Below are 11,954 nucleotides of genomic sequence, written 5' to 3'. Positions count from 1 at the left end.
TAACAGAAAAGCATCTTGCTTAAGATGCTTTTCTCCAAATTATCTAATTAGCTTCTGTATCAGTCCCTGTTGCTGTCGCTTTCACTTGTACTGACTCTGATGCGGCAACCTGCGCCTGTGCAGGGGCTGCAATTTGACCTACTTTTTGCGTCATGCCTTTGATGAGCTGTTCAACATCGATTCCCGAGACGCTCCGCAGCATTTCAGGTGCTGTCGCCATAAGCTGTGTAACATAATTGCTCACACGCGCTGCTCCCTCACCGTGACCCGTGTCAACGATCGTCAGCTTCTCAATCGAGGACATTGGCTCTGCAATGCGTCCAGCAAGCTCTGGAAGCATCTTGACGATGATGTCGAGGACGGCTGCTTCGCCAAACTTCTGGAACGCTTCAGCCAGCTTCTCCTTCGCTTCCGCTTCTGCAAGACCGCGTAGACGGATAACGTCTGCATCAGCCGTACCCTTGGCGCGCTCGGCATCCGCCACTGCCAGACCATCCAGACGCTTCTGCTCCGCATTCGCTCTCGCTTGCGCTTCAATCGAATATTGCATCGCTTCGGCTTCTCTCATGCTTCGAGATTTTTCCGCTTCTGCTGCCTGCTCCACAGCGTATTTGTCCGCATCGGCTTTCTTCTTCACTTCGGCATCATACTGCTTCTGACGTACGAGAATTTCTTTCTCCTGCAGGTCAATTTCGCGATCTTTCCGAACGAGCTCAACTCTCATTTGCTCCTCGACCATGATTTGCTTAGCTTTGGCTTCCTGAATCTGATACGCTTGGTCAGCTTCCGCCTTAGCCGTATCTTGCTCTTTTTTGAACGCAGCAACTTTAAGCTCTTTCACTTTGCCTGCTTCCGCAATATTCGTATCCCGAACAAGCTCCGCCTTCTGCCCTTCCTCTTCCGCCTTCGCCTTCTGAATTCTGGCATCACGCACTGCTTCTGCCTCAGCGATTTCAGCATCACGCTTAACCGCAGCAATCCGTGGCTTACCTAGTGCATCGAGGTAGCCCTGCTTATCACGTACATCCTTAATCGTAAAAGAGACGATTTGCAGACCCATTTTCTTCAGATCCCGAGCAGCAACGCCCTGCACTTCTTGTGCGAATTTATCTCGATTACGATACACTTCTTCAACTGTCATGGAGCCAAGAATCGCACGAAGATGACCTTCAAGAACTTCCTGCGCTTCGCTCTTAAGTGCCTCAATCGGCTTGCCAATGAACTGCTCCGCTGCTGTTGCAATGTCTTCAACTGTGCCGCCAACTTTAATGATCGCAACTCCGTCCGCTATTACTGGAACGCCTTGCTCCGTGTAAACTTCGGGCGTAGACACATCCAGCTTATGCGAAAGCAGCGATATGTATTGGGATTGCTGGAATACAGGCCAGATGAAAGCGCCTCCACCACGCACAATTTTGATCTTGCGACCTGACTCATCTGTGGAAATATTCTTGCCCCCACCTAGGAAGGTTCCCGCCACAAGCATGGCTTTATCAGGACCAACTGTCTTATAACGCGCCCAGAATGCTAAACCAAAAACAAGAATAACTGCAATTACAATAATCGGGATAAATAAGAAATCAAACTCGCCAAAATCCGGCATACCAACAGCTCCCATCGTTAAATAGTAATTAGGGACACATACAGAACATCATCTCGTACCTCTACAACAACGACACGAGCATTTTCTGCAATATCCTGCTGATCAAAGCTTGCAGCAATTTGATTCGTATGCCCTGCACCTACACGCAGCAGCACCTCGCCAAATCCGTGGGAAGGAATTGGAACCGTGACCTGACCCATTCTGCCCTGGAGCTCTTGAATCGAGAAGCTTGTCGAGTTCTCGCTGTTCTTCATCGGCTTCACATAGGCAAAGAACACGATGACCGACAGCAGCACCGCAATTAGCGCTGAGACAAGGAACACAAATACGTTGTTAAATGAACTGTACTTCAACAATAAGATACCCGATCCGCCAAGTGTCGTTATCGCTGTTGCTAACACCATTGGTTGTAGAATATCTACAGATAGAAAATCCAGTATCCCATCAACTGCATTGCTGATGATATCCCCCAGGAGAACACTGATCAGTGCAAAAATCGCCCCACCGGCAAGACAGCTCCAATAAAAAGCAATCATCTCATCCCTCCTTCCCAAGCTTGAACAGCTAACGTATTAGGGAAGTGAACCTTCCCTAATACTTATTAAGTCTATCTATTAGATAATACGCTAGAAATCGAGTTGAAGTTGCACAAATTTTACAAATCTTAGGGTGTATATTATAACGATGCTCTGTAGATAGACAGTACATCCTCATAATCCAGCTTCTGGAATCCGCCGATTGGTCCGAATGACACAGCCTTCTCAGCCATTACATCCAGCTTCGTATCATCGATGCCATAGTCCGCAAGACATCTAGGCGCACCGATCGAATTCCAGAACGAGCGAAGTGCAGCGATACCATCTTCTGCTACGTCACGATCACTTCGACCATCCGATGCGATGCCAAATACATTCACCGCAAATTTCTTGAAGCGTGCCTCATTGCCATCTAACACATGCATCATCCAGTTGGGAAACAGAATCGCTAAACCGCCTCCATGTGGAATATCATAGACAGCCGATACCGCATGCTCGATACCATGACTTGCCCAATCGCCGCTGAATCCCATATTGAGCGTACCATTCAGTGCCATCGTTCCGCAGTACAGAATCGTCGAGCGATGCTCATAGCTGTGTAAATCTTCAAGCAGCTTCGGAGCAGTCTCCATAACCGTGCGCAGCAGAGCTTCACAGTAGCCATCCTGCAATGGCGTATTCGGTTCCTGATGAAAATAATGCTCCAACACATGCGCCATCATATCGATCATCCCATATACGGTCTGATCTTTAGGCAGTGTCATCGTATACACAGGGTCAAGGATGGAGAATTTCGGAAGTACAAGCGGGCTGCCCCAGCCGTTCTTCTCGTTTGTTTCCCAATTCGTAATAACGGAATTGCCATTCATTTCAGAGCCAGTAGCTGCAATCGTAAGAACGGTTCCGAGCGGTAAGGCAGCCTGTGGAACTGCTTTGCGATTGCAAAAATCCCACGCATCCCCCTCATACTTAGCACCAGCAGCGATTAATTTGGCACAGTCGATCACACTCCCGCCGCCAACAGCTAGAACGAGTTCGATCTGTTCCTTTTTACAAATATCAATCCCCTGATATGCCGTTGTAAGCCGCGGATTCGGCTCTACACCACCAAGTTCTGCCACATAGGCATCCATTTCTTGCAGCTGGCTTAGCACTTCGTCATACAACCCATTGCGCTTAATGCTGCCCCCGCCATAGACCAATAATACTCGTTTTCCATAACGTGAAACCTCTTGCGCAAGATGCTTGATCTGCCCCTGTCCAAAGATCAACTTCGTTGGATTATGAAAAATAAAATTCTCCATCCCTGCTTCCTCCCGACTATTTAACATCATCAGACCGCCAGCCTAACTGGCGGACTGTTCCGCCCTACCGTAACCTATACCGTTTGCAGAAACTCGACAATCGTTAATAATCCCTTATCGAAATTCTCCAGATTCAAATGCTCATCCGGCGCATGCAGATTCTCATCTGGCAGCCCAAAGCCCATCATGACAACAGGTGCATTCAGCACGCGAGAGAATGTTTCTACGATAGGAATGGAGCCACCATCCTTCGTAAATAATGCACGCGTCCCATAAACCTTACCATAAGCATCCGCCGCTACTTGCAAGACACGATCCGTAGGATCCATGTTAAATGCGCGGGCTTTTTCACCATCGGTAATCGTTAGCTTCGCACCTGGCTGAGTATGGGCATTTAAGTGCTTTCTGATTTTGTTCAAAATGTCCTGCGGATCTTGATTACCCACTAATCGACAAGTAATCTTCGCATGTGCTTCCTTCGGAATAACCGTTTTGGTCCCTTCCCCTTGGAAACCGCCATAGACACCATTTAGCTCAAGCGTTGGTCTCGCACCCGTCCGTTCCACGAATGAATAACCCTCTTCACCATACAGCGTATCTAAACCGAGAGACTCTGTTAGGGCCTGCTCGTTATGTCCCTGCTTGGCAAATTCCTCGCGCATCATCGCAGACAACTCAGGTACGCCCTCATAGAATCCATCTACAGCTATGCGACCTTGCTCATCATGAAGTGTAGTGAGCAGCGATACAATCGCATGAAGCGCATTCGGCACACCGCCGCCATACGTACCCGAATGAAGATCCATATTCGATGTATGTACAGCGACCTCTAACGAACAAAGACCACGCAGTCCTGTGCTGATCGCTGGTTTACCAGGCTCTAAGAGCGAGGTATCCGAGATCAGGATCGCATCCGCTGCAAGCAGCTCGCGATTGGCCTCCAGGAATGGCGGCAAACTTGCGCTTGAGATCTCCTCTTCACCTTCAATACAGAGCTTGATGTTAACAGGCAGCTTCTTCTCTTGACTTAGAATCGCTTCGATCGCCTTCACATGCAGGAACAATTGCCCCTTATCATCCGTTGCGCCACGTGCAAACAACTTGCCATCCCGAATATCTGGCTCAAAAGGCGGCGTCGTCCATAAGTTAAGCGGATCAACAGGCTGAACATCATAGTGGCCATAGACCAGTATCGTTGGCTTGCCTTCGGCATGCAGATGGTCTGCTGTAATAATCGGATGACCTTTCGTCTGATGGATTGTAACATGCTCTAACCCAATTTCCTCCAAATGTGTCGCAAGCCATTCCGCAGCGCGATTCACATCTGCTTTATGCTCAGATAGCGCAGAAATACTCGGAATGGACAAAAATTCCTTCAATTGATTCAAATGCTTATCACGATTGCTTTGAAAATACGTTTCGTAGTTCATCCAATTCACATTCCTTTGCCCAATATAATTATGTATCTGTCTCTATATTACTACATTCCAGCAAATCATGAAAAATGACAGAGTGAGGTGAGCGCACGACGGGACTGAGCACGGCTAAGCAGCGAGGACGACAGCACCGCGAGGCGGCTTTGCCTGCATTTCGTGCAGGCTAATGACAGCTCCGACGAGGCCGAATGTGCAGCTAGGCAGCTTTGCCTGCATTTCGTGCAGGCTAATGCAGCTCCGATGGGGCCGATCACGCCGCTGGGCGGATTTGCCTGCATTTCGTGCAGGCTAATGGCACCGTTCACCCAAAAAATAAGTTTTGCCTGCAAATCGTACATTCAAATGGCCAATTTTGGATGTACAGAATGCAGGCAAAAGCGAAAATTTGTCAAACACCCTGATTTTGAATGTACGTTATGCATTCTAACTCATAATTGCCTCCAAAAGAGGTCAGTCGGTCCTGGTCCTAACTACTTCTGTTCAGCACCAACTCTCCCTTTGCCTGCATTTCGTGCAGGCTAATGGCGCCGTTTGCCCGAAGAATGAGTTTTGCCTGCAAATCGTACATTCAAATCTCCCCAAAAGTGTGATTTTCGCCGAAATGGTCAGTTTTGAATGTACGGAATGCAGGCAAAAGCGTAAATTTGTCAAACACCCCGATTTTGAATGTACATTATGCATCCTAGCTCAAATTGCCTACGAAAGCGGCCAGTCGGACCTGATCCAACCAATGCTTTTCAGCACCCACTCCCCCATTACCTATTCAGCACACAGTTCGCACAATCGCCAAGTAGCTAGACCGTACACCAACTAACTAGACCTAAATCAAGCTCAAACATCATCATCTCTGCTTAACTAAACCTAAATCAAATACAAACCTAACCATCGGTAACTAGCTAGACTTATTCGAGTTTAAATTTGATCATCCTCAACTAACTAGACCTAAATCAAGCTCAAACATCATCTCTGCTTAACTAGACCTAAGTCCAGCACAAATCCATTCATAAGTCCATGGGTAAGCATAGGTAAGAACTGGTAAACTAAGGATAAGAATAAATTGGAGGATTAGAAAAAATGGCTAAAAAACACACCATCATAAGTGCCCTTCTTCTTACAACAACCATCATCTTTACTGGATGTTCATCTGAATCGACATCTACTAGAAACACAAGCACAGGTAACTGGGAGGATGCACTAGCAGGAGTCGAATGGACAACCAAGTTCAAGCAAATTAAAGTAGATACCGAAGTGTTCGCAGTTCGCGTAGAACGCTCTGCCGATAAATCAACACATTTTAAAGTCAACGATGCTGAGCTTGGGCAATTGCAAAAGAATTTTGAGCTGAGAATTGATGAAAACAACGATGCTTTATCCGTTAAAGCCACGGGCAAGAAAAAGACGTCGTTCGGATTCAATGACCTGAACACAGCTTGGCGTGCAGAACTTCTGATTCAATTGCCAGCGCAAGAATATGAGAAAGTGAACGTGACCAGCAATGTCGGCAAAATCACCTTCGACCAAATCCAAACAAATACGCTCGATATCACCAATGATGCAGGGCAAATTGAAATCCAAGACACCGACACGAAGCAGACAACCATACATAACGCAGCTGGATTAATCACCTTAAATAACGTAACTGGAAAGCTTGATATCAATAATAGTACGGGTGCAGTGAATTTGGACCTCAAAACGATCCAAGATAACATCAATGTCGACACGAGTGTCGGAGCCGTCAAACTCACAATGGACAATGAGCCTGACAAGATCAAGCTGGATTTATCAACGGATATTGGTAGGGTAAAAACAAACCTAGATCTCAATTTCGACAAGCAATCAAACAGTACTGTCCGAGGCAGCAAGGGAAGTAATGGCCCTGAAGTTAAAATCAGCACCAACGTTGGCGAAATTCAAGTGAATCATCGTTAACGATGAGCAAAAAGAAACAGCATCCTCCCCCTGGATGCTGTTTCTGTATATGATGAGCTTATATCCAAACGAACTAAAACCTACAACGCCTTCACCGCAATGTCTGTGCGATTCTGCTTACCCTCGAATTGGATGGCGTTAGCCACCGCATAGGCACGTTCGCGCGCCTCAGCGATATTCGTACCCATCCCTGTCACGCCAAGAACGCGGCCGCCGTTCGTCAGCAGCGCGCCATCTTCCGATAGTGCGGTTCCTGCGTGGAAAACGATGCAATGCTCGTGCTGCGCATCCAAGCCGCTAATCGGTAGGCCTTTCGGGTAGGTACCCGGATACCCGTTAGAGGCGAGGATGACGCAGACTGCGGCTTCCTCGCTCCACTCGATTGGCAGCTCAGCCAATCGGCCTTCAAGCGAGGCAAGGATGATGTCGAGCAGATCGGTCTTCAGACGCGGGAGCAGCACCTGCGTCTCCGGGTCTCCGAAACGAGCGTTGAACTCGATCGTTCTCGGTTTGCCCGCTGGCGTGATCATGAGGCCAGCGAACAAGATACCGCGGAAGGGGCGACCTTCCGCGACCAGCGCCATGGCTGTCGGAACGACGATCGTCTCGATCGCTTCGTCAACGACAGCCTGCGGGATGTGGGGCACGGGCGAATACGTGCCCATGCCGCCTGTGTTCGGCCCCTTGTCGCCGTCGAACACAGGCTTGTGGTCCTGCGACGGCATCATCGGTCGCACGACTTCACCATCGACGAAGGCGAGCAAGGACATTTCCTGTCCTTGCAAGAACTCTTCGATGACCACCTGCGTACCCGAAGCGCCGAAGACTTTATCCAGCATGATCTCCTGCAGCGCTTGTTCGGCTTCTTCCATCGTCTGCGCGACGATAACGCCTTTGCCCGCTGCCAGCCCATCTGCCTTGATCACAATCGGCGCTGTTTGCTGACGCAAATAAGCAAGCGCCGCTTCATACGTGTCGAACGTCTCGTATGCCGCAGTCGGCACATCATATTTGCGAAGCAAATCCTTCATGAAGGCCTTGCTGCCTTCGATCAAAGCCGCATTGGCACGAGGTCCATACGCTCTTACGCCTCTAGCTTCCAAGAAGTCTACTAGCCCTGCTGCAAGCGGATCATCTGGTGCGACGAATACCAGATCAATCTGCTCCGATAAGGCATACTGCGCAATCTCTTCAAACTGCATCTCCGTAATCGGCACACATTCGGCAAGCTCAGCAATGCCTCCGTTGCCTGGCGCACAGTATAGCTTCGTCACTTTAGGGCTTTGGCTAAGCTTCCATATAATCGCATGCTCGCGTCCGCCGCGACCCACAACGAGAATTTTCATCGGGTATATCCTCCTAGTGTCTAAAATGACGAATACCTGTCACAACCATCGCAATGCCTTGCTCATTCGCTACACGAATGGAATCTGCATCTTTAATCGAGCCTCCAGGTTGAATAACTGCCGTAATTCCTGCTGCTGCAGCTAGCTCAAGTGTATCTGGCATCGGGAAGAACGCATCGGATGCTAGTACTGAACCGCGTGCCTGATCGCCGGCTTGTTCAATCGCAATCTTGGCAGCACCCACACGGTTCATTTGACCAGCGCCAACACCGATTGTCATATCATTAGCTGCAAGTACAATCGCATTAGACTTCACATGCTTAACGACTTTCCATGCGAATAAAAGCTGCTTCATTTCGGCTTCTGTCGGCTTGCGATCCGTCACAACCGTTAAATCTACTTCCGTTAAGGAATAAGCATCGCTATCTTGCACAAGCATGCCGCCTTCTACGGATGTCACTACATGCGACGCAACATTAACTGTTGCCGCAGGATCGAGCTTGAGCAGACGAATGTTTTTCTTTTCCATCAGAATATCTAATGCTTCTGGCGTAAAGTCTGGCGCAATAATAATTTCTAGGAAAATTTCATGCAATAGCTCGGCTGTTGCGCCATCGATTGGACGGTTCGCAGCGACGATTCCGCCGAAGATGGAGGTAGGATCTGCTTCATAAGCCTTTTTGTAGGCAGCAAAGATATTCTCGCCAATTCCAACGCCGCAAGGATTCATATGCTTAACAGCTACAACGGCTGGTTCACTGAACTCCTTCACAATCGCTACAGCCGTATTCGCATCATTGATGTTATTATAGGACAGCTCCTTGCCGTGCAATTGCTCAGCAGTGGCAAGCGAACCTGAACCTGCAAGCGGCTTACGGTAGAAAGCAGCTTGTTGATGTGGATTTTCGCCATAGCGTAAATCCTGTACTTTTTCATAAGTAACGGTATATTTCTCGGGGAATACTTCACCTAATTGCTTGGACAAATAATCAGAAATTAAAGCATCATATGCACCCGTATGACGGAATACTTTGGCAGCAAGGCGTTTGCGAGTATCTAGTGTTGTATCGCCGCTTGCTTTCACTTCTTCCACAATTGTTGCATAATCCGCACTATCTACAACAACGGTAACGAATGCATGGTTCTTAGCAGCAGATCGCAGCATAGTTGGTCCGCCGATATCAATGTTCTCAATAGCATCCTCATACGTCACATCAGGCTTCGCAATCGTCGCTGCAAAAGGATACAAATTAACAACAACTAAATCGATATAATCCAGCCCAAGCTCTTTCATCGCTTGCTGATGCTCTTCCGAATCGCGAACTGCAAGAAGTCCGCTGTGAACGGCAGGGTGCAACGTTTTAACACGACCATCCAGAATTTCAGGAAAACCTGTAACATCCGAAATCCCGATCACAGGCACGCCCTCTTGCTCAAGCAAAGTCTTCGTACCGCCTGTTGAAATTAATTCAACCCCTAAATGAGCAAGCTCACGTGCAAGCTCTACGATTCCCGTTTTGTCTGATACGCTAATTAATGCTCTTCTGATTGCCACAGCTCTATCCCCTATCCCTTTATGTTTGTTGTTCGTTATACGATGCTGTTATTTATTCTCAAAACGCTCCGGTTTCTCCACATAGCTCTCAATGATGAAGCCACAGCGTGTACAAATGGTATGCAAAATTTTGGTGCCCATACTTAACCTCTTGTTCGCATTGTACATCACAGCATAGCCATCTTGTTTACCTTGACCCAACTCTCTGCAGCCACATTTCGGACATTCTGTTACACGATTGCTCATTTCACAACATCTCCTTTAATAATTGATGTGACCGTAAAAACGAAATTATGCCGTTATCGTCACTTGCCGCCCTTCCAACTTTACGCGACCTTCGCTAATCCATCCAATCACTTGGGGAAAAAGCTCATGTTCCACTGCGTGCATACGCTCGGATAACGTTTCTATGGTGTCCCCAGCTAGTATAGCGACAACCTGTTGGGTTATAATCGGCCCGCTATCGAGACCGCCATCAACATAATGTACCGTCACGCCAGTTATTTTAACTCCATATGCAAGCGCCTGGCCAATCCCGTCTACTCCAGGGAATGATGGAAGTAGTGAAGGATGAATATTGATCATTCGTCCCGCAAAAGCATCCACAAGTACATTCGTCACAATCCGCATGTATCCCGCAAGCACGATGAGCTGTATGCCACGTTCTTCAAGCTGCTGCAAAATCTCTTTTTCATATGCCTGACGATTCGGATATTCCTTCGGTTTAAAAGCAAAAACAGGCACCTCTGCCTGCTTTGCCCGTTCCACCACATAAGCTTGCGGACGATCGCATACAAGCAGCTCGATCTGAACATCAAGCTCCTTGCATGCTACAGCGTCAACAATCGCTTGGAAGTTCGAGCCGCTGCCAGAAGCAAAAACAGCAATCCGATAGGCAGGTTTACGCTCAGCCATGCCTATACCTCCACTCCGCCAAAGGTAACGATCCGATCCCCTTCTGTTACGCGACCAATGCGGTATACTTTCTCTCCTTGCTCTTCGGCAATTTGTACTGCCTTATCCGCTTGATCCGCAGGAACGACCATAACCATCCCGATGCCCATATTAAATGTCGTAAACATATCGCGATGGCTAATCTCGCCTTCACGCTGCATCAGCTCAAAAATAGGCAGAATCGGCCATGAACCATACTCGATCTCTACATTAACTCCTTGCGGCAATACACGTGGGATGTTCTCGATGAAGCCGCCGCCTGTAATATGTGCAAGACCCTTCACTTGTACCTGCTCTAGAATCGCCAGTACCTGCTTCACATAGATACGAGTCGGTGCAAGCAATACGTTGCCTAGCTTATCGCCCAGTTCAGCGATCTCGTCCTGCAAAGAGTAGCCTTTCTCTTCAAGCAGCAGTCTACGTACAAGCGAGAAGCCATTGGAGTGAACACCAGAGGAAGCAAGTCCAAGCACGACGTCTCCCGGCTGAATCGTCAGACCATCGATCATTTTACGTTTATCTACAATACCAACGGTAAATCCGGCAATGTCGTACTCGCCTTCCGCATACATACCAGGCATCTCAGCCGTTTCGCCACCAATCAGTGCACAGCCTGACTGCACGCAACCATCAGCAACACCTTTAACGATTGCTTCAATTTTCTCAGGGATGACTTTATCGCATGCCAGATAATCGAGGAAAAATAACGGCTCTGCACCTTGCACTACGATATCGTTGACGCACATCGCTACCGCATCGATCCCGATCGTGTCATGCTTATCCATTGCAAAAGCGATTTTCAGCTTAGTACCTACGCCATCTGTTCCTGATACGAGTACTGGCTCTTCGTATTTCTCTTTGTTAATGCCGAACAATCCGCCGAATCCGCCAAGTCCGCCCATAACCTCAGGACGCATGGTGGACTGAACATGCTTCTTCATTCGCTCGACTGCTTCGTTGCCAGCTGCGATGTCGACACCGGCTTTTTTGTATGCTTCTGACATGGTGGGGTTCATCTCCTTTGGGTGTGGGATTCGAATATGAGTTGTTTCTGTCATAGCTGAGGTCACTGCGAGCTTGTGTAAATCCTTACATCGCCTGTTGAAATTCTATTCTCTTGATTAGATAAAACATTGATTTTGTAAGAATAGAATGTCAAAGGGCGAACGCTGTCGCTTTTCAGGACTTACACAACTCTCCGTTCTCTAGCTATGAATGTAAACTCATCTTCGAATTTATATTTAACGTAAGTCCCCTGCCCATTAATTGGGGCAGATTAAACTTCTACTAC

General features: G+C 48.0%; 10 protein-coding genes. 1 reads left to right on the top strand and 9 read right to left on the bottom strand.

Annotated features, from left to right (window positions below):
• Positions 1–43: 43 nt before the first annotated feature.
• From E0485_RS08080 to E0485_RS08065, 4 genes are all read right to left on the bottom strand, one after another.
• Positions 44–1,603: a flotillin family protein gene (locus E0485_RS08080; protein ID WP_132417490.1), complete on the bottom strand. Its 1,560-nt coding sequence runs from the start codon at positions 1,601–1,603 to the stop codon at positions 44–46.
• A gap of 17 nt (positions 1,604–1,620) precedes the next feature.
• Positions 1,621–2,139: a protease gene (locus E0485_RS08075; protein WP_132417489.1), complete on the bottom strand. Its 519-nt coding sequence runs from the start codon at positions 2,137–2,139 to the stop codon at positions 1,621–1,623.
• 140 nt (positions 2,140–2,279) lie between these two features.
• A complete protein-coding gene (locus tag E0485_RS08070; RefSeq protein WP_132417488.1) occupies positions 2,280–3,443 on the bottom strand; it encodes an iron-containing alcohol dehydrogenase in 1,164 nt (387 codons plus the stop codon).
• Between the two features lie 74 nt (positions 3,444–3,517).
• Entirely contained in the window at positions 3,518–4,873 is a 1,356-nt protein-coding gene (locus E0485_RS08065) for a dipeptidase (protein WP_132417487.1), read from the bottom strand.
• 1,080 nt (positions 4,874–5,953) lie between these two features.
• On the opposite strand from E0485_RS08065, the gene E0485_RS08060 reads away from it, so the two are divergent.
• On the top strand, positions 5,954–6,808 hold the full coding sequence (locus E0485_RS08060; protein WP_132417486.1) for a DUF4097 family beta strand repeat-containing protein: 855 nt from the start codon (positions 5,954–5,956) through the stop codon (positions 6,806–6,808).
• An 80-nt stretch (positions 6,809–6,888) separates the two neighbouring features.
• Here E0485_RS08060 and purD read toward each other — a convergent pair whose 3' ends face one another.
• From purD to purM, 5 genes are read right to left on the bottom strand one after another with little or no spacing between them, the layout of a single operon-like run.
• On the bottom strand, positions 6,889–8,154 hold the full coding sequence (purD, locus tag E0485_RS08055) for a phosphoribosylamine--glycine ligase (protein ID WP_132417485.1): 1,266 nt from the start codon (positions 8,152–8,154) through the stop codon (positions 6,889–6,891).
• Positions 8,155–8,167: 13 nt separating this feature from the next.
• Entirely contained in the window at positions 8,168–9,709 is a 1,542-nt protein-coding gene (gene purH, locus E0485_RS08050) for a bifunctional phosphoribosylaminoimidazolecarboxamide formyltransferase/IMP cyclohydrolase (RefSeq protein WP_132417484.1), read from the bottom strand.
• A gap of 48 nt (positions 9,710–9,757) precedes the next feature.
• Entirely contained in the window at positions 9,758–9,955 is a 198-nt protein-coding gene (locus E0485_RS08045) for a transcription initiation factor TFIIIB (protein ID WP_132417483.1), read from the bottom strand.
• A gap of 45 nt (positions 9,956–10,000) precedes the next feature.
• Entirely contained in the window at positions 10,001–10,624 is a 624-nt protein-coding gene (gene purN / locus E0485_RS08040; protein ID WP_132417482.1) for a phosphoribosylglycinamide formyltransferase, read from the bottom strand.
• Positions 10,625–10,626: 2 nt separating this feature from the next.
• Complete coding sequence (purM, locus tag E0485_RS08035; RefSeq protein ID WP_132417481.1) at positions 10,627–11,667, bottom strand: phosphoribosylformylglycinamidine cyclo-ligase; 1,041 nt, start codon at positions 11,665–11,667, stop codon at positions 10,627–10,629.
• Positions 11,668–11,954: the final 287 nt, after the last annotated feature.

It is taken from the genome of Paenibacillus albiflavus (assembly GCF_004344915.1).
Taxonomy (GTDB): domain Bacteria; phylum Bacillota; class Bacilli; order Paenibacillales; family NBRC-103111; genus Paenibacillus_AM; species Paenibacillus_AM albiflavus.
Note: the sequence above shows the minus strand (reverse complement) of the source record. Positions and strands in the feature narration are given on the sequence as shown.